This window comes from Bacillus sp. JZ109 (genome assembly GCF_053903135.1).
The window spans coordinates 2,235,958-2,255,005 of sequence record NZ_CP096388.1 but is presented as its reverse complement, the minus strand read 5'-3'; the positions used below and the strand labels follow the sequence as shown (position 1 = coordinate 2,255,005).

The window sequence follows — 19,048 nt, the reverse complement described above, 5'->3', positions numbered from 1 at the left end:
TGGAATTTGCTTGGATTCTTAATTTAATATTTAGATAAATAGTGTTTGGCTCATAACATAAGCCACTCTGGCCAATCCTTCTTTCAATTATGTTTCAAGACCAGACTTGTCATTAACCAAAACGCACGGCTAACAGTCTTCCATAATTATCTGTGATCAACTTTATCAAACTCTAATTGCAGCTTACCGCTGCTAACCACTTCCTTGTTTCGCATAGTTCACATTGTTGCCATATGATTGAACATAAGAATCCTGTTTTCTTAGTCTTTGGAATGATTATGAGTAAGTAACAAACTGTAACAAAAAGACTGGGTGTCATTAATTGATACGTGCATTCTTAAATATTATTCGAGACAATGCTTAAACTTTCTGAAAAAGATGTTGAAAAAGTCGAAAGGATTTTATAATATTAAATCAAGTTAGTTTGTTCGATCAACAAACTAATAAGATGAACTTTCATTGTCCACAAGATAAGGTCTTACTGAATATGGATGGAAGGGGGATAAGAGGGTCTATTTAATGGAGCTAAACAATATAAGAAACGAAAGAATGAGGCTTTTATCCTTTTCCAGGTATATAAGGTATGACGAAAAAAGATGAATTTTTTGCTTGCTGATCACCATATTTTTTTGCACTGTTTTGAAAGCGCTTTTATAAACGTTTACTGACCGTAAATTCGAGAAATTGTTATACCGTTTCACACTGTTCCATATTAAAGGATCGAAAAGGGGAGAAATCATGCTCAGTGAAAATGTAAAGAAGATTAGCATGGTTGAAAAAGTTGGATATGCGTCTGGAGATTTTGCTTGTAATTTAATTTATGCAACAGTGTCTACTTATCTTTTGTTCTTCTATACAGATATTTTTGGTTTATCGGCAGCAGCAGCCGGTACTATGTTTTTAGTGGTTAGAATAATCGACGCTCTCGCTGATCCTTTTATCGGAACAATAGTTGACAGAACGAACAGCAGATTTGGACGCTTTAGACCGTATCTTTTATTCGGAGCTTTTCCATTTGTCATACTGGCAATACTCTGTTTTACAACACCAGACTTTTCGGATATGGGGAAATTAATATATGCCTATATAACCTATGTTGGCTTGTCGCTTACATACACAACGATAAACGTTCCATATGGCGCGTTAACTTCTGCAATGACTAGAAATAATCAAGAAGTGGTTAGTATAACTTCTGTTCGCATGTTATTTGCGAATCTTGGGGGACTTGTCGTTGCATTTTTTGTTCCCTTACTGGCTGCTTATTTAAGCGATACTTCCGGCAACGAGTCTCTTGGCTGGCAACTAACCATGGGTATTTTGGGAATGATAGGCGGGTGCCTTTTAATCTTTTGTTTTAAAAGCACAAAAGAGCGGGTCACTCTTCAAAAATCCGAAGAGAAAATTAAATTTACGGATATATTTGAGCAGTTTCGTGTTAATCGTCCACTTGTTGTATTAAGTATTTTCTTTATTATTATTTTTGGAGTGAATTCCATCAGTAATTCGGTTGGCATTTACTACGTAACGTATAACTTAGAAAGAGAGGATTTGGTGAAGTGGTACGGTTTGATAGGAAGCTTGCCCGCTTTGGTCATTTTACCGTTTATTCCAAGGCTTCATCAATTTTTGGGGAAAAAGAAATTACTAAACTATGCATTATTACTGAATATTATCGGCCTCTTAGCTTTACTGTTTGTTCCGCCAAGTAATGTTTACCTCATACTTGTCTGTCGATTAATCGCTGCTGCTGGAAGTCTCACTGCCGGGGGGTATATGTGGGCGCTTATTCCTGAAACAATTGAATATGGAGAGTACAGGACTGGGAAAAGAATGGGTGGGCTCATTTACGCTATAATCGGATTTTTCTTTAAGTTTGGTATGGCCTTAGGAGGAGTTGTTCCGGGTCTGGTTCTTGATAAGTTTGGATATGTAGCAAATCAGGCACAAACCCCGACGGCATTAATGGGGATTTTAATTACAACAACCATTATTCCCGTGTTCTTGCTTGTTCTAGCTTTAATTGATATTAATTTCTATAACTTAGATGAGAAAAAATATAAAAACATGGTTCGAGAATTAGAGAATAGAGACAAAGTTTATTTGGATCATATTGATGATTTCAAGGCTTAAAAAAGAAAATAAACTGAGGAGGAGTCCCAAATGAAGATTACCAATCCAGTACTCAAAGGATTCAATCCCGATCCAAGTATTTGTAGGGCAGGAGAGGATTATTATATCGCTGTATCTACATTTGAGTGGTTTCCGGGAGTCCAGATACACCACTCAAAAGATTTAGTAAATTGGCACTTAGTTGCACATCCATTACAGAGAGTTTCACAATTAGACATGAAAGGAAATCCAAATTCAGGTGGGGTTTGGGCACCATGTTTAAGCTATAGTGATGGGAAGTTTTGGCTGATCTATACGGATGTTAAGGTAGTAGATGGCGCATGGAAAGATTGTCACAATTATTTAGTTACCTGTGAAACGATTAATGGTGATTGGGGGGAGCCGATTAAATTAAATAGCTCGGGGTTTGATGCTTCTTTGTTCCATGATACGGATGGAAAAAAGTATTTATTAAATATGTTATGGGATCACCGTATTGATCGGCACTCATTTGGAGGAATTGTTATACAGGAATATTCTGATAAAGAGCAAAAATTAATCGGTAAACCAAAAGTCATATTTGAAGGAACGGATAGAAAACTGACAGAAGCTCCGCACCTTTATCATATCGGGAACTATTATTATTTATTAACTGCAGAAGGAGGAACACGGTACGAACATGCTGCTACAATTGCCCGTTCTGCAAATATTGAGGGGCCATATGAAGTTCATCCCGATAATCCAATCTTAACGTCATGGCATGACCCAGGAAATCCATTGCAAAAATGTGGTCATGCATCCATTGTTCAAACACATACAGATGAGTGGTATTTAGCTCATTTAACGGGACGTCCTATTCATCCTGACGATGATTCAATTTTTCAGCAGAGAGGATACTGTCCTTTGGGCAGAGAAACAGCTATTCAAAAACTTTACTGGAAAGATGAATGGCCCTATGTAGTAGGTGGAAAAGAAGGAAGCTTGGAGGTAGATGCACCTTCTATACCCGAAACAATATTTGAAGCAACGTACCCGGAAGTTGATGAATTTGAGGATTCAACATTAAATATAAATTTTCAAACTTTAAGGATTCCATTCACGAATGAATTAGGTTCATTGACTCAAGCGCCAAATCATTTACGATTATTCGGTCATGAATCATTGACCTCGACATTTACTCAGGCATTTGTAGCCAGACGCTGGCAAAGTCTCCATTTTGAAGCCGAAACTGCTGTTGAGTTTTATCCGGAAAATTTTCAACAAGCCGCTGGATTAGTGAATTACTACAATACAGAGAACTGGACGGCTCTTCAAGTCACGCATGATGAAGAACTTGGCCGCATTCTTGAATTAACAATATGTGACAACTTTTCTTTTTCACAGCCATTACACAATAAAATTGTTATTCCTCGTGAAGTAAAGTATGTATATTTAAGAGTAAATATTGAAAAGGACAAATATTATTATTTCTATTCTTTTAACAAAGAAGATTGGCACAAAATTGACATTGCACTGGAATCGAAAAAATTATCAGATGATTACATCCGTGGGGGAGGATTCTTCACAGGGGCCTTTGTAGGGATGCAATGCCAAGATACCAGTGGTAATCATATTCCGGCCGATTTTAGATATTTTCGTTATAAAGAAAAATAATTTGCACATGAAAAAGGAGATTTCTATTTTAGAACTCCTTTTTCATATGAGAAGGTGCCTATGTCACTATTGCTTCAGAAATACTCCTAGAATAAAAAAACTCATCTTTAAAGATGAGCTGTCCATTCCTTAAAAAATTACATTGTAATCATGTCCAGAAAATGATCAATCACAATGGAGGACATTCCTAATGCCGGCGCATTCTGTCCTAAGGAAGATGGCAATAATTCATAGCTATTGCCTAATTGGGAATAAACCCTTGATGATACTTCACTTCTCATTGAATTTAAAACCATAGGATGCGATTCAATTATGCTATTTCTTAAAATTACGGCTTGTGGGTTGAAAGTATTTAGAATATTGGTAAGGCCTATTCCTAAATAGAATCCAAAATTCTGTAATGCATTTAAGGTTCCGATATCATTTAGATGGGCGAGGTCTATGATATCTTGATAGGACAGTTTTTTCTCTTTGGTCTGAAGAGATTTTAATAAAGCCTTCTCTGAAGCATACAATTCCCAGCAGCCTCGGTTTCCGCAACTGCATTTAGGACCATTAAAGTCTATTGTCATATGTCCCATTTCTCCAGAGAAGCCGCTTACTCCTCTATATAAATGGTTGTTGATAATAACACCGATCCCTATTCCTGTGCTGATACTTACGTAAATAATGTTATCGTGATTTTTTGCAGCTCCAAATACTTTTTCTCCATATGCGCCAGCATTTGCCTCATTTTCAATAAAAACAGGCACATTGTACTTCTCTTGTATCGAAGATTTTAAGTCAATATCTCTCCAGTTGGAGTTCGGAGTGAAAACAATTTTTTGATCTTTATCAATGAGTCCAGGCACGCAAATACCTATACCAATAAGCCCGTACGGAGATTGGGGCATTTGCGTAATAAAGTGATGAATCATATCAATCAAAATGTCTTTCGTTATTTCTGGAGAATTGGATTCCAAATGGCGGTATTGATCAAGAACGATTGTTCCTTCAAGGTCTGTTAAAATGCCATTGATATAATCCACACCAACATCTATTCCTACGGAGTATCCTGCCTTTTTATTAAAAACAAGCATGACAGGTCTTCTTCCGCCACTTGATTGTCCTTGACCTATTTCAAATACCAGATTTTCTTTCATTAACGTGCTTACCTGTGATGAAACAGTTGATTTATTTAATCCAGTCATTTCAGATAATTTTGCTCTTGAAATAGGTGAATTTTTAAGTATTTCTTTTAATAATAACTTTTGATTTACTTTTTTGACAAAGGCTTGATCTGCGATATCCACTTCATCCACTCCATTTGTATAACCTTTAAATTAAGTATGAACATAGTACATAGTGAATCTTATCTTTATTATATCTAATGTGTTCATAAAAAACTAAAAAAAATATTGAAAATACTGACGAGGTTATATAAGATGAAAATAAGTTAGTTTGTTTAAACAACAAACTAATAGGTAATGTACTTACTATATGAAATAAAATGCATCTGTATTTGAATGAATTTATTTTTAAGGGGGAAATCACATGGCTCAATCTCATTCCAGTTCAATCAACTATTTTGGAAGCGCAAACAAAGTGGTTTACGAAGGGAAAGATTCGACTAATCCTTTAGCATTTAAATATTATAATCCTCAAGAAGTAATCGGCGGAAAAACGATGAAAGAGCATTTGCGATTTTCTATTGCCTATTGGCATACATTTACCGCTGATGGAACAGACGTTTTTGGAGCAGGTACGATGCAAAGACCATGGGATCACTATAAAGGCATGGATCTAGCGAAGATGAGAGTAGAAGCAGCATTTGAGATGTTTGAAAAACTAGATGCACCATTCTTTGCTTTTCATGACCGGGATATTGCACCAGAAGGCAGTACGCTAAAAGAGACAAACCAAAATTTAGATATGATCGTGGGCATGATTAAAGATTACATGAGAAATAGCGGCGTTAAGCTATTATGGAATACCGCAAACATGTTTACGAATCCCCGTTTCGTCCATGGTGCCGCGACTTCTTGCAATGCAGATGTGTTTGCGTATGCTGCAGCACAAGTGAAAAAAGGGTTAGAAACAGCAAAAGAGCTTGGCGCTGAGAACTATGTATTTTGGGGCGGCCGTGAAGGATATGAAACATTGTTAAATACCGATTTAAAATTTGAGCTTGATAATTTGGCTAGATTTATGCATATGGCAGTGGATTATGCGAAGGAAATCGGGTACACAGGGCAGTTTTTGATTGAGCCAAAACCAAAAGAGCCGACCACCCATCAATACGATACAGATGCAGCAACAACCATTGCCTTTTTGAAGCAATATGGCTTAGACAATCATTTTAAATTAAATCTTGAAGCCAATCATGCCACATTAGCCGGGCATACATTCGAACATGAATTACGCATGGCAAGAGTACATGGTCTGCTTGGCTCTGTTGACGCAAACCAGGGTCATCCTCTTTTAGGCTGGGACACGGATGAATTTCCGACGGATTTATATTCTACGACATTAGCAATGTACGAAATCCTGCAAAATGGCGGCCTAGGAAGCGGCGGATTAAACTTTGACGCGAAGGTCAGAAGATCTTCTTTCGAGCCTGATGATCTAATATATGCCCATATTGCAGGGATGGATGCATTTGCAAGAGGATTGAAAGTTGCCCACAAATTAATCGAAGATCGTGTGTTTGAAGATGTGATTCAACATCGTTACCGCAGCTTTACTGAAGGGATTGGTCTTGAAATTATAGAAGGAAGAGCTAATTTCCACACACTTGAGCAATATGCGCTAAATCATAAATCAATTAAAAACGAATCTGGAAGACAGGAGAAATTAAAAGCGATATTGAACCAATACATTTTAGAAGTATAACAGGATAAGCTCCAGATCCTGCTATCAATACCAAGTCACTGAATTACCCGTCATGATTCCTTTCCTATTGCTTGTTGTTATGACGGGTAACTTCTATAATTAGGATTTATTTAGAGTGAATGGTTTTTTAAAAGGGCAAGGAGTGAAAAAATGAAGTATGTCATTGGAATAGATCTTGGAACGAGTGCTGTTAAAACCATTTTAGTTAACCAAAACGGCAAGGTTTGTGCAGAAACGTCCAAAAGGTATCCGCTCATCCAAGAGAAGGCGGGATATAGTGAGCAAAATCCTGAAGACTGGGTGCAGCAAACAATTGAAGCATTGACTGAATTGGTTTCTATATCCAATGTTCAAGCCAAGGATATTGACGGGATAAGCTATTCGGGACAAATGCATGGATTAGTACTGCTTGACCAAGATCGTCAGGTGTTACGTAATGCAATTCTTTGGAATGATACCAGAACAACGCCTCAATGTATAAGGATGACCGAGAAATTTGGCGATCATCTTCTTGACATCACAAAAAACCGTGTTTTAGAAGGGTTTACATTACCTAAAATGTTATGGGTAAAGGAACATGAACCTGAACTTTTTAAAAAAGCTGCTGTGTTTTTGCTTCCGAAAGACTATGTGCGATTCCGTATGACCGGTGCCATTCACACCGAATACTCCGATGCAGCAGGAACTTTACTTTTACATATTACTCGCAAGGAGTGGAGCAATGATATTTGCAATCAAATTGGTATTTCTGCAGATATTTGTCCTCCGCTTGTTGAATCTCATGATTGTGTAGGGTCGCTGCTTCCGCACGTTGCCGCCAAGACCGGTCTATTAGAAAAAACAAAAGTGTACGCTGGGGGAGCAGATAATGCTTGCGGCGCTATTGGAGCAGGTATCCTTTCTTCCGGAAAAACTTTATGCAGTATTGGGACCTCAGGGGTCATACTTTCCTACGAAGAAGAAAAAGAAAGAGACTTTAAAGGCAAAGTCCACTTTTTTAATCATGGAAAAAAGAATTCTTTTTATACGATGGGCGTCACGCTCGCTGCAGGATACAGCTTGGACTGGTTTAAAAGAACGTTTGCACCAAACGAATCGTTTGAGCAATTATTGCAGGGGGTGGAAGCTATTCCGATAGGAGCCAATGGATTGCTATACACTCCTTATTTGGTTGGTGAAAGAACGCCGCATGCTGATTCTTCTATTCGGGGAAGCTTGATCGGAATGGATGGAGCCCATAATAGAAAGCACTTTTTGAGGGCAATAATGGAAGGTATCACATTCTCTTTACATGAATCAATTGAGCTATTCCGCGAAGCGGGAAAATCAGTTCATACTGTTGTTTCTATTGGTGGGGGAGCTAAAAATGATACGTGGCTGCAAATGCAAGCTGATATTTTCAATGCGAGGGTAATTAAGTTAGAAAATGAACAAGGGCCAGCTATGGGGGCTGCAATGCTGGCTGCCTTTGGAAGCGGATGGTTTGAATCCCTTGAAGAATGTGCAGAGCAGTTCATTCGTGAGGCTGCTGCATTTTATCCAAAGGCACAAAATGTTCAAAAATATAAAACACTATTTGATTTGTATAAGAACATTTATACTCACACAAAGGATCTCAATACAGCTTTGAAGAGCTTTCGAAAAAACTAATGATGTTATTGTCCGGAGATCAACCGAAAAACAATTAATGATCAATCATCATCAAAGGCCTTTGATGACATGGCTGCCTTCTTTTGAAAAGATGGTGAGAATAAGGTATCGCAACCTTTAAACAGTATTGGAGTGTCCAGCAGCAAAACGAACGAGCGGAACCGTATTCTGTCAGCGAACACTTCAAGAAGTGGGGAAGCTTAGGAGTGCCAATGGGTAAGATGTATGAAACCGCGCTAACGACGGTAGAGGGATCTCTTGATTTATGATGAAATAGGAAGGATGTTTATACACAAATAACCCCCTCACATTGACGTGAAGGGGTGTTTTTTATTGTTACTATACAGCGGAAATTTTACAGGCTAGTTGCATGATTTTAGCTTGATAAGCAGAATGGAAACTAGACACGCCATCATCTCTTTCTCATTCTTTGGAAACTGCATTCTGCTAGGTTTGCTGCTTTTTTTAACGAACAGTGTTTTTCTATTTCACACAGCCATTAAATCCTCTGTTTGTCACATAACCGCTCTTACTCCAAATTGACAGTTTATCTGATTTTGCTTCTTGCTCATCTAGTCTGAATTGGTCTATGTATTTTGTGTTAGGCTCATATACATATGCTACTCTGGCCAAACCCTCTTTCAATAATGTCTCTTGAACAGATTTGCCGTCAACATAAACGTATGCTAACAGTCTTCCATACTTATCTCTGCGATCGCCTTTATCAAATTCCAGCTGTAGCTTACCGCTGTTGACCAATTCTTTATTTCGTTTCGACGCATCCTCACCGTATGGTTGAACACAAGAATTTGGTTTCTTCGTCTCAGGTGTATCAACGAGCAAGTAGCGAACTGTGTCTTTCTTTCCGTTGTAAATAACCTTAATCGTATCTCCATCTATTGCTCTATCTAATGTAACATTGACCAATTTCTTCTGCTTTTTTGAATGAGGCGTGCCGGCCTTTTGTTCTGTCTGATTATATTCATTAGATTGAGTATCTTGAGAGACTTGCTCCGTCCCATTAGAATCTGAATGGTTTTTGGCTGCGTGATGTGATCCGCAAGCTGCCAAAGTAATACTTAAAACGATTGCGATCATACTGATCAAAATCTTCTTCATATTGATTCCCTCTTTATCATTTTCTCTTTTCGCGATTAAACATCATCATTATAACGATATGGACATTTTTTGTGAATGGAAAACTTCAAGGGAACTTATAACACTCAAATTGCCAATAGTTAACTTCACAACGAGATGATCAAAACATCACCATCACATAGCGGAAATAAATAATCCTGAAAATAATATTGACTGAAAATGCTTTTGGAATTATGATAATATGAGAAATGACAATAATGTGACAAAAACATTACTACAACATAACAACTAATAGCTTAGGTTTATTCTATTGGCTAAAAATGTAAACGGTTACAAATCCAGAGGCGAAAATCTAAGATAGAGATGACTTTAGTTTTGACTCAATATCCACACTGAAAGAGCTTATTAAGTATTCTTAATAAAGGCAGGGGAAATGGATATGAATGAACATCGAAATCGAAGGTTGAAATTAATAATGATTTCAGCAACTTTTGGAGGGCTTCTCTTTGGATATGACACCGGAGTTATAAATGGAGCTTTACCTTTTATGGCAAGGCCAGATCAGCTTGATTTAACACCGGTTACAGAAGGGCTTGTTACGAGTATTCTATTATTAGGTGCCGCGTTTGGAGCGTTGTTATGCGGAAGATTGGCTGATCGATATGGCCGCCGTAAAATGATCCTTAATCTTTCCTTTTTATTTTTCCTGGCATCACTGGGAACAGCGTTAGCACCTAATGTTTTCATCATGGCGGTCTTTCGTTTTTTACTGGGGCTGGCTGTTGGAGGAGCCTCGGCGATGGTGCCGGCCTTTTTAGCAGAAATGGCACCGCATGAAAAGAGAGGGCGTATGGTAACCCAAAATGAACTAATGATTGTTGGCGGGCAATTTTTAGCATATGTTTTTAATGCGATTCTCGGTGTAACAATGGCAAATACGGGACATGTTTGGAGATACATGCTTGTCATTTGTGCTGTACCGGCTATCATGTTATTTGCCAGTATGCTTAAGGTACCAGAAAGCCCCCGATGGCTAATCTCCAAAGGCAAAAACAGTGAGGCGCTGCGAGTTCTTAAACAAATTCGAGAAGATAAACGTGCAGAAGCTGAATGTAGAGAAATTCAAGAAGCGGTAGAAAAAGATACAGCACTAGAAAAGGCATCACTCAAGGACTTTTCTACACCATGGCTGCGCCGTCTTTTATGGATTGGAATCGGTGTTGCCATAGTGAATCAAATTACAGGTGTGAACTCGATTATGTATTATGGCACACAAATCCTTAAAGAATCTGGTTTTGGTACAAAAGCGGCTTTAATCGCTAATATTGGAAATGGGCTGATATCAGTTATTGCAGTTATATTTGGGATTTGGCTGGTCGGAAAAGTGAGACGGCGTCCAATATTATTGATTGGTTTGGCGGGGACGACTACAGCTCTCCTATTGATTGCAATTTTCTCAATTGTGCTTGATGGATCTATGGCACTTCCTTATGTAGTGCTTTCTTTGACCGTTTTATTTCTTGCCTTTATGCAAGGGTGTGTAGGACCTGTGACTTGGCTTGTCATAGCGGAAATATTCCCTCAAAGGTTAAGAGGACTTGGTTCTGGGATAAGTGTTTTTTTCCTTTGGATATTAAACTTTGTGATCGGTTTTGCTTTCCCGATCTTGCTTAGCTCTGTAGGTTTGTCTTTTACATTCTTTATATTTGTGGCTTTAGGTGTATTGGCAATCGGTTTTGTATACAAATTCATGCCGGAAACAAAGGGGCGTACACTTGAAGAATTAGAAGAGCATTTTCGTTCTCGACAAGATCATAATACTCCTGAACAATCAATTATTGAGGTATAAATATGTTGAAAATCTCTCTTCTTATAGGAGGGATTTTTTTAGTTTCAGAAAAATCAAAATCCCTCTGGTAGAGGGATTTTGATTCAGCATTTTAAGATGTTCTACACGTATAATACTGGAGTTGATACTTTAAAAATCTCGCCATCTCTTATATAAAAACGAGGGATGCGGCGGCTTAATGTAGACACGACTTCATAGTTAATCGTATTGAGCATTTCAGCCACTTCATCAACGGAAATCTCGGCTCCTTTTTGCTTACCGTAAATCACGACTTCTTCTCCTTGTTTACCTTCACCGTTTTCTCCTAAACTGACCATGATCATATCCATTGTTACTCTTCCCGCCACTGGCACTCGTTTTCCGCGATGAAGAACAAACCCGCGATTGGAAAGGGCACGAGAATAGCCGTCAGCATAGCCAATCGGGAGTGTAGCAATTACTTCATTAGGTTCTGCGACGTATGTAGCACCATAGCTAACGGTTCGGGGTTCTGTACGCATGGTTTTCACATAAGCGATGCGCGCCTTTAAACTTAACGCAGGTTCAAGCTTAACGAGGTTTAGTTGTTTAATATAGGCTGAAGGATATAAACCATATAAGCCGATACCTAAACGGATCATATCAGCGCTAAATTCCGGAAATGCGATAGCTGCAGCCGTGTTGCACATATGCACGGTGGGCAGCTCAATCCCCTGTTTTTTTAAAAAGCTGAGAAAACTGATGAATTTTTCGTGCTGCAGCTTTGTGAGTGTTGTGTCCGGTTCATCAGCTGTCGAAAAATGTGTGAAAATCCCTGTCCATCTGAGGAATTTACTTGCCTTTAAGGCTTTCACTACTTCTAAAAGTTCTTCCTTTGTGCGTACACCTAATCGTCCCATGCCGGTATCCACGTTAATATGAATGGCCAGCCGGTTAGCACTCGCTTCTTTTTCCAATATCTCGTTTGCTTCTTTCATCCAATCAACCTGAAATGCTGATAATGTTATATTCCAAGCTGCTGACTTCTTTACACAACTAAGGGATGTAAAACCAAGCACAAGGATAGGTGCTGTAATCCCAGCTTTTCGTAAAACGATTCCTTCCTCCACACTGGCAACAGCGAGCTCACTCGCCCCGTGTTCCAGTGCATGGCGTGCCACTTCTATAGACCCGTGACCATAACCGTTCGCTTTTACGACAGCCATAATTTTGCTCTTATGTGGAATATGACGGCGAATCGCTCGCAAATTCTTTTTAACGGCATCAAGATTGACTTCGATCCAAACTTCTCGGCAAAGCTTTATCATCAACGCTTCCTTCCTTCTTATGGATTGTAAATACCACCTATTGCCGCAAGAATAAATGTTAATTGTTGGATGATTCGATCTTATTTTATTCAACTTTATTTGAAATCATTCAACAGCAAATCCATGTGATACGAGAAGGTGCCTATCAATGTTCGAATAATAGCAAGTACGGGATACATGAGGCTTGTAAGTGGGGTGTTAATGGGTACGGCGACCGAGGATTACAAAAATGATTATTTGTTTTGGGACATTTTTTTCTAAGGGTAGATGATAACGAGAAATCTAATCAGGAAATACTTACCGTTCATCAATACAAAGGATACAGGTTAGAATTAGTGATGTTTGATGTTTGATGTTTGATGTTTGCAGTATAGAAGCACAGAAAAAGCAAGGAAGTAACAGCAATCTTCCTTGCTCCATTGGATTCCTATTAGAGAGCACGCACTTTTGCAAAAGCTTTTATCTTAGCTCCATCATCATTTTGACAGCGAATATAATATGTTCCGGTTTTATAGTGTGATACGTCAAGAGTTAGAGTTACACTTTTGCCAGGTTTAACTGTATAGCCGGAAGCGATTGTTCCACCACCTGGTTTTACAATTTTGAATTCAAATGGATTGCTTCCTGTATTCTCAACAAAAACTCTGATTTCGCCATCTTCACTTCCATAATAATCAAAATAAAATTTTCCGTCACCTCTAAACGTTTCTTCCTCTTCTAGTATAATATCGGATTGTGCGGCAAACGCAGTGACTTTTTTAGGTGTGTGGTCAATTGATGCAGCTGAAGCATAAGTAGAGCTTAATCCTGTAATTGAACTAACTAAAATCGAACCTACCACAATTTTCTTAAACACTTTTCTTCATCTCCTATATAAGAAATAAATTACAAAATTATACATTCGGTAAAGAGTTGGAAAGACCTTTGGGAAATCCTATAATTCACAAGAAATACAAAAAGGGTATGTTTATTTCTGGTGAATATTTATGACGGAGTAAACATGTCATAACATCAGGATGATTAAAGCGTAATCAAGTACGGTCTGAGACAAGCAGGACACTACATATGAAGGCACTGACTGGCTAACTTTTCTCAACAAAGACAAGAGAACAAGAGGGCGTCTATTGTTATGAACATTGAAGAACCTTTTAAATGAGGAGGGCTGAGGAAATTCTGTAAAAGATAATCGGTTGAAAAGGCAGTCGATTCCTTGTTCCATAAACCTAACATTAGAGTATATAATTAAACTCGTATTCACAAAAATCGTTTAAGTAAGGGGTATACATGAATAGGGGAGTTAGTTTTCAAATACCGAATGAATATGGAAATTTTCTATGGAGAATACTGCAGCCGGTAGAAATAGCTAATTATAGGTGGCAAACGAGTGGGGAATCTTATTTTGTTGTAGAAGGAGAGCTCGATGATGAGGAGCTTTTTCATGACTACGCAATTGTTGAAGGGGCAGTTTTTGAGCAACAATTAAAAACGAATCAGTACTATACCATTTTCGTTGAACTGAAAGCATTTCCATATGGAAAAATGGTTAATCAAGTCAATACATATGAAGAGTTTGCTGACAGTGATTGCGAACTTGTCCTTTTGATAGCAGATAATAGCTACGTTTCGATTTACTGTAAAAACAAAAATATCATTGAAAAACTTTACTTCAATGCTTTACAGAATGATTTTGAAGACGTTCAATTTATAACTGATGAAAATGACACAAGAACAAGCCTTACTGTATGATAGTCAATAAAAATTAAAGGAGCTAGTACATGACAATGCAAATTAAAATCAAGTATCTAGATGAAACACAAACAAGAATCAGCAAAATTGAGCAGGGAGACTGGATTGATCTTCGGGCAGCTGAGGATATAACAATCAAAAAAGATGAATTTAAGCTTGTCCCATTAGGTGTTGCAATGGAGCTGCCTGAAGGTTACGAAGCACATGTCGTCCCTCGTTCAAGTACATATAAGAACTTTGGCGTTATTCAAACAAATTCAATGGGTGTTATCGATGAGTCATATAAGGGAGACAACGATTTCTGGTTCTTTCCTGCTTATGCATTGCGTGATACTGAAATTAAGAAGGGTGATCGTATCTGCCAGTTTAGAATCATGAAGAAAATGCCGGCGGTTGAATTGGTTGAAGTCGAGCATTTGGGAAACGAGGATAGAGGAGGACTCGGTTCAACAGGTACTAAGTAAACAAAATAAATCCTTGGCTGTCTTCATGCTGTGTGATTGATCAATGGAGGTTTCAGCCAAGGTACAAAGAAATACTTTTATCTAAATTTTTATAAGTAGGGGAAGGCAACTACAAACTAGTAATGCCACTAATAATAAGCCAAGTTAAATGACATGTGTTCATTAATAATTGAATTTACAGCAGCCATGAGACAAGTTCAAAATATAAGATGAAATGAGACATAAGACTTCACAAAAAAATCTGAGTATCGTCGATAAATATCATAAAAAAGCCCCCGGTATGTCGCCGGGGAATAAATAGACGTTTAAGAGATTTAGTGATGTTTTTTATATGATTCGACAAAATCATAATAATGATCATCGTCATCATAATACTTTTTTTCGTAATGATAATCGTGATCATCGTAATACTTTTTATCATGGTCATAATACTTTTTATCATAATCATAATGTTTTTTATCATGATCATAATACTTGTCGCAATCATAATGCTTCTTATCATTGTCGTAATACTTTTTGTAATATGTTTTTTTCCAAGTGTAATACTCTTCTTTATATTTTTTATAATAACCCAATTAAATTCCTCCTTTATGTTATTCGAATTTAATTTATGAAGTTTAAATGATATGGTATGGTCAAATGAAATAAGAATAGTAAAAAGAGGCTGTTTAAAACACTTTCTGAAAAACAAAACGGATAGCTGTTTAAGAGCGAGAGAGAGCACTCAATCACTGTAAAATAATAGTAAAGTGTATAGAGAAGATTAGTATACGTAAAAAGGGACTTTCTCATTGAAGAATATTTGAACGTTATGGTTAAGATTCAAGAGCTCTATGATGTGATTTTTAACACTGCTTTTGAAGGATTTAGAGTTAGACATCAAAAACAAACAGCAAAACCGGTTAGAAACAGATAAGGAATGAACCGCTGCCAAATATCATAAAAAAGTTGTTAATGATCAAATGATTGAAATTAGAGAGAATTTATTTTAAAGAAAGCCCAATTGCACATGGACAAATGACAATTGATTTTGAGGTAAAATACAATACATTAAATCAGAAAAAGCTATTGGAGGATTTAATGTGTTTAGACAATTTCCAATTTGGTATACACAAACACCTGACTATTTGAATTTTTATGTGCCGCAATATCAAACCATTTCTTATAATCCTCAACAATGTTATCAACGGTGTATGTACCAAACTGGCGGTAACTATGAGCTATGTGACAGACTATGTTATGGAGAAATACAGGTGTAAAAGAGGGGGTTATTAACTCCTCTTTAAACACACAGTGAGTGGAATAAGATCCTCACTTTATCTGCGAGTGCTTAGTATTTGCGATAATATTGCATTCGTAATAAATTATGCTTAGCAACTGAAAATGAAAGAAGGATATGAATAGTCATGACGCAATTCGATAAACAATACAATTCAATTATAAAGGATATCATCAATAATGGAATCTCAGACGAAGAGTTTGATGTAAGAACCAAGTGGGACTCAGATGGAACACCGGCACATACTCTAAGTGTAATGAGTAAGCAAATGAGATTCGACAACTCAGAGGTTCCGATTTTAACGACAAAAAAGGTTGCCTGGAAAACAGCCATTAAAGAGTTGCTCTGGATTTGGCAGCTGAAATCTAATGATGTTAATGATTTAAACAAGATGGGCGTACATATTTGGGATCAGTGGAAACAAGAAGACGGCACCATCGGACATGCATATGGATTTCAGCTGGGGAAGAAAAACAGAAGTCTAAATGGAGAAAAAGTGGATCAGGTAGACTATCTTCTTCATCAATTGAAGAACAACCCGTCTTCACGCAGACATATTACAATGCTGTGGAATCCTGATGATTTAGACGCAATGTCCTTAACGCCATGTGTATACGAAACTCAATGGTATGTGAAGCAAGGTAAGCTCCACCTCGAGGTAAGAGCACGGAGCAATGATATGGCATTGGGAAATCCATTCAATGTATTCCAGTACAATGTGTTGCAGCGCATGATTGCTCAAGTGACTGGTTATGAGCTTGGTGAATATATCTTTAACATTGGGGATTGCCATGTGTACACACGTCATATAGACAATTTGAAAATTCAAATGGAAAGAGAACAGTTTGAAGCACCTGAACTATGGATCAATCCTGAAGTGAAAGATTTTTATAACTTTACCATTGATGATTTCAAATTAATCAACTATAAACATGGGGCCAAGCTTTTATTTGAGGTAGCGGTTTAATGCTGCCTTTTTATTGTTATTTTTCAGAATATAAGCTGGCATTAGGCTAAAAATGAAGAAATTTCTTCTTCATATTTCTATAAACAAATAGTAAACAAAATTGGAGCCCAACGCGAAACAAAAGGATTGTTAGAAGCGTTGGGTTCTCTTAGTACAAGTGAACAACGATTGCGTGGTCTGAAAAATTAAACGAACGATATGAAAAGGCCATTGGTTTTATAAGGTGTTAATTCCTCCTATTAATATCATAAGGCTCAAGAAAATTGTAATGAAAAGAAAAGCCCATACTATAGCTGAAAAAGGATTGTTGAGTCCCATCCTTTCTTTCCAATTTATATTAGTGGATCGATTGGTTTTGTATTTTATTAACTGGATACATAAGATCACATTAAAAAAAACTGAAATAACAAGAGCTATAACTAAATAAAGGTTCATTTTCATCAACCTTTCTAGGTTTTTTAAACACTTGAATAGCTTAATTGTAAACCTAATATTAACATATACATATTTCACCTTAAAAGACCAGCATCGTGCAATGAATACAATTACTTTGTGCAGTTCTAGGTTATTTGTTTTTATTATGAAACTTTTTGGTCCCTGGCTAAAATTCAACTAAAAATGAAAAGATTGAAATTATCCATGATTGTGTTTCTGCGATGGATTGCCTTAAAATTTGGTAGGGATGAACAAGCACTATATTAAATAATACTATACCAATGAATTTCTATTAGAAAAATTCATAATATTTTAAAATAACCATTTAAATATATTTCTAGAAATTGTATACTTATATGGTACTAAATGAATACATAGAAAGGACTGTTGTCGATGAAAAAAGTTTTTTGTAAGTTAGCCATTAGTTCTATAGCTCTATTTACCCTATCTCTTCCTAATGGCAATGTATTAGCTGCTGAAAAAGGGGAAGAAAAACCTGTCTCAATTAAAGGCGTTGAGTCACAAGTGCATACTGTATTTGCAAACGAGACAACTGGGGTAAAAAGCAACTTAGGAGGAGGGGAGTTTACTGCGCAATTTGTGAATGATTTTCGTAATGTTAAGATGAATGTAAAAACATATAAAAGCTGGTCTAGCTTTAAAAGAGTTTCTGATAATATAGCAACGGGGAGTAAAGGAGGATCTATTACTGCAAACAAAACAGTTACTTTTACAACAACTGTCAGCGGATCTATAAGTGGTTTAGGAATATCCACTGCAGGCTCTGTAGCTAGCTCTAAAGGATACACTCTAAATGTTGGAGCGAATAAAAGAGTCTATATGGCATATAGAGTTAGGTATAATGTAGAAGAAGGGTACAATTGTCGTAAGGATATAGTTACTGGTAAATGTGTATCAAAGAAAAAATACGTAGTTAAAAAACCTATGTATGGAGAATATGCACTGAAAAACTATTAATTTTATATAAAAAAGATTAGCTATAAAAGCTAATCTTTTTTATTAAGAAGAAAATATCCTAATTTTGAAACGAGATACAAAGTGAAAGCAATCATTAATGTTCTCGATATAACAATTCCATGAATAGCCAAATCATATCCAGCAGGTATCAAAGCTTTTGTATTAAACATAAAATACATTGATACCAGAAGAGCAATAATAACTAAAATAATTCCAAAAAGACCTATTTTTCCGTATTTCATACAAATTCCACCCTATATTAAAATATGATAAATAACCAAAGGAGCTGAAGATTTCGATAATTCACTTTACAATCATCAAGCAATGACCAACATCGAACCTCAGTTGGTGTAATTGTCAACTTAAGCTTCAAGTTAGTTATTTTTGTAATTAAAAAAATAATTGAAAGCCCCATAAATAAGGGGCTTTTAATTTATGTAGTTCTATAGTAATTGAATTAATCATACCAAAGTTATTTCAAAATTTCAACTTTTGCTTATGATGTTTTTATCATCGAAACAAAAATGTCTTAATTCTAACGCTGTTCAAATAAAGTTTCATATAAAAAGGAAGTACTACTGTTCGTAAATCTATATAGGGAGTGGATTCCGACACGGTTTTTTATGGAGATGGAAAATTAATTATAAAACCGCCAGACAATGC

16 protein-coding genes and 2 pseudogenes are annotated in these 19,048 nt (G+C 36.8%); 11 read left to right on the top strand and 7 right to left on the bottom strand.

What is annotated here, in order from left to right:
* Nucleotides 1-28: 28 nt before the first annotated feature.
* A pseudogene (locus tag M1D94_RS11925) lies at nucleotides 29-298 on the bottom strand (thermonuclease family protein); the annotation flags it as partial.
* Between the two features lie 440 nt (nucleotides 299-738).
* Between M1D94_RS11925 and M1D94_RS11920 the strand changes: the two are divergent.
* Nucleotides 739-2,130, top strand: coding sequence for an MFS transporter (locus M1D94_RS11920; protein ID WP_077671703.1), 1,392 nt, complete (start codon nucleotides 739-741; stop codon nucleotides 2,128-2,130).
* Nucleotides 2,131-2,160: 30 nt separating this feature from the next.
* Nucleotides 2,161-3,762, top strand: a complete 1,602-nt coding sequence (gene xynB, locus M1D94_RS11915) for a xylan 1,4-beta-xylosidase (protein WP_141950033.1) — start codon at nucleotides 2,161-2,163, stop codon at nucleotides 3,760-3,762.
* A 137-nt stretch (nucleotides 3,763-3,899) separates the two neighbouring features.
* Here the strand turns inward: xynB and xylR are convergent, their stop codons facing one another.
* A complete protein-coding gene (xylR, locus tag M1D94_RS11910; RefSeq protein ID WP_141950031.1) occupies nucleotides 3,900-5,054 on the bottom strand; it encodes a transcriptional repressor XylR in 1,155 nt (384 codons plus the stop codon).
* Between the two features lie 241 nt (nucleotides 5,055-5,295).
* Between xylR and xylA the strand changes: the two genes are divergently transcribed.
* The 3 genes and pseudogenes from xylA to M1D94_RS11895 form a co-directional block, all read left to right on the top strand.
* A complete protein-coding gene (gene xylA, locus M1D94_RS11905) occupies nucleotides 5,296-6,633 on the top strand; it encodes a xylose isomerase (protein ID WP_041850794.1) in 1,338 nt (445 codons plus the stop codon).
* 150 nt (nucleotides 6,634-6,783) lie between these two features.
* Nucleotides 6,784-8,283: a xylulokinase gene (gene xylB, locus M1D94_RS11900; RefSeq protein ID WP_456270254.1), complete on the top strand. Its 1,500-nt coding sequence runs from the start codon at nucleotides 6,784-6,786 to the stop codon at nucleotides 8,281-8,283.
* A gap of 104 nt (nucleotides 8,284-8,387) precedes the next feature.
* Nucleotides 8,388-8,552, top strand: a pseudogene (locus M1D94_RS11895) (glycoside hydrolase family 11 protein); the annotation flags it as partial.
* Between the two features lie 214 nt (nucleotides 8,553-8,766).
* Here M1D94_RS11895 and yncB read toward each other — a convergent pair.
* A complete protein-coding gene (yncB, locus tag M1D94_RS11890) occupies nucleotides 8,767-9,402 on the bottom strand; it encodes an endonuclease YncB (protein ID WP_017697666.1) in 636 nt (211 codons plus the stop codon).
* A 412-nt stretch (nucleotides 9,403-9,814) separates the two neighbouring features.
* Here yncB and M1D94_RS11885 point away from each other — a divergent pair, with 412 nt between their 5' ends.
* Nucleotides 9,815-11,230 (top strand): sugar porter family MFS transporter, encoded by a 1,416-nt coding sequence (locus M1D94_RS11885; RefSeq protein WP_041850792.1) that lies wholly within the window; start codon nucleotides 9,815-9,817, stop codon nucleotides 11,228-11,230.
* 101 nt (nucleotides 11,231-11,331) lie between these two features.
* Here the strand turns inward: M1D94_RS11885 and alr are convergent, their stop codons facing one another.
* Nucleotides 11,332-12,516 carry an alanine racemase gene (gene alr / locus M1D94_RS11880; RefSeq protein WP_021479223.1) on the bottom strand — a complete coding sequence of 395 codons (1,185 nt, stop codon included), beginning with the start codon at nucleotides 12,514-12,516 and terminating at the stop codon, nucleotides 11,332-11,334.
* Between the two features lie 430 nt (nucleotides 12,517-12,946).
* Entirely contained in the window at nucleotides 12,947-13,372 is a 426-nt protein-coding gene (locus tag M1D94_RS11875; protein ID WP_014479913.1) for a hypothetical protein, read from the bottom strand.
* A gap of 428 nt (nucleotides 13,373-13,800) precedes the next feature.
* On the opposite strand from M1D94_RS11875, the gene M1D94_RS11870 reads away from it, so the two are divergent.
* Both M1D94_RS11870 and dutA read left to right on the top strand, forming a co-directional pair.
* Nucleotides 13,801-14,262, top strand: a complete 462-nt coding sequence (locus M1D94_RS11870) for a DUF2691 family protein (RefSeq protein ID WP_029317844.1) — start codon at nucleotides 13,801-13,803, stop codon at nucleotides 14,260-14,262.
* Between the two features lie 29 nt (nucleotides 14,263-14,291).
* Nucleotides 14,292-14,726, top strand: a complete 435-nt coding sequence (gene dutA, locus M1D94_RS11865) for a dUTP diphosphatase DutA (protein ID WP_282627606.1) — start codon at nucleotides 14,292-14,294, stop codon at nucleotides 14,724-14,726.
* 314 nt (nucleotides 14,727-15,040) lie between these two features.
* Here the strand turns inward: dutA and cotU are convergent, their stop codons facing one another.
* The gene (gene cotU / locus M1D94_RS11860) at nucleotides 15,041-15,301 is read right to left on the bottom strand and encodes a spore coat protein CotU (RefSeq protein ID WP_064671425.1); all 261 of its coding nucleotides are present in this window, start codon (nucleotides 15,299-15,301) and stop codon (nucleotides 15,041-15,043) included.
* A 391-nt stretch (nucleotides 15,302-15,692) separates the two neighbouring features.
* Here cotU and M1D94_RS11855 point away from each other — a divergent pair, with 391 nt between their 5' ends.
* From M1D94_RS11855 to M1D94_RS11845, 3 genes are all read left to right on the top strand, one after another.
* On the top strand, nucleotides 15,693-15,857 hold the full coding sequence (locus M1D94_RS11855; RefSeq protein ID WP_021479219.1) for a hypothetical protein: 165 nt from the start codon (nucleotides 15,693-15,695) through the stop codon (nucleotides 15,855-15,857).
* 275 nt (nucleotides 15,858-16,132) lie between these two features.
* Nucleotides 16,133-16,972, top strand: a complete 840-nt coding sequence (locus M1D94_RS11850) for a thymidylate synthase (RefSeq protein ID WP_282627605.1) — start codon at nucleotides 16,133-16,135, stop codon at nucleotides 16,970-16,972.
* 828 nt (nucleotides 16,973-17,800) lie between these two features.
* The gene (locus M1D94_RS11845; RefSeq protein ID WP_038429025.1) at nucleotides 17,801-18,385 is read left to right on the top strand and encodes a hypothetical protein; all 585 of its coding nucleotides are present in this window, start codon (nucleotides 17,801-17,803) and stop codon (nucleotides 18,383-18,385) included.
* Nucleotides 18,386-18,414: 29 nt separating this feature from the next.
* Here M1D94_RS11845 and M1D94_RS11840 read toward each other — a convergent pair whose 3' ends face one another.
* Entirely contained in the window at nucleotides 18,415-18,627 is a 213-nt protein-coding gene (locus M1D94_RS11840) for a hypothetical protein (RefSeq protein WP_038429026.1), read from the bottom strand.
* Between the last annotated feature and the right edge of the window lie 421 nt (nucleotides 18,628-19,048).

Bases quoted from the DNA above. Each gene is read 5' to 3' on its own strand.
- M1D94_RS11920 (WP_077671703.1), top strand. From the start codon at position 739: ATGCTCAGTGAAAATGTAAAGAAGATTAGCATGGTTGAAAAAGTTGGA.
- xynB (WP_141950033.1), top strand. From the start codon at position 2,161: ATGAAGATTACCAATCCAGTACTCAAAGGATTCAATCCCGATCCAAGT.
- xylA (WP_041850794.1), top strand. From the start codon at position 5,296: ATGGCTCAATCTCATTCCAGTTCAATCAACTATTTTGGAAGCGCAAAC.
- xylB (WP_456270254.1), top strand. From the start codon at position 6,784: ATGAAGTATGTCATTGGAATAGATCTTGGAACGAGTGCTGTTAAAACC.
- yncB (WP_017697666.1), bottom strand. From the start codon at position 9,402: ATGAAGAAGATTTTGATCAGTATGATCGCAATCGTTTTAAGTATTACT.
- M1D94_RS11885 (WP_041850792.1), top strand. From the start codon at position 9,815: ATGGATATGAATGAACATCGAAATCGAAGGTTGAAATTAATAATGATT.
- alr (WP_021479223.1), bottom strand. From the start codon at position 12,516: ATGATAAAGCTTTGCCGAGAAGTTTGGATCGAAGTCAATCTTGATGCC.
- M1D94_RS11870 (WP_029317844.1), top strand. From the start codon at position 13,801: ATGAATAGGGGAGTTAGTTTTCAAATACCGAATGAATATGGAAATTTT.
- dutA (WP_282627606.1), top strand. From the start codon at position 14,292: ATGACAATGCAAATTAAAATCAAGTATCTAGATGAAACACAAACAAGA.
- M1D94_RS11850 (WP_282627605.1), top strand. From the start codon at position 16,133: ATGACGCAATTCGATAAACAATACAATTCAATTATAAAGGATATCATC.
- M1D94_RS11845 (WP_038429025.1), top strand. From the start codon at position 17,801: ATGAAAAAAGTTTTTTGTAAGTTAGCCATTAGTTCTATAGCTCTATTT.
- M1D94_RS11840 (WP_038429026.1), bottom strand. From the start codon at position 18,627: ATGAAATACGGAAAAATAGGTCTTTTTGGAATTATTTTAGTTATTATT.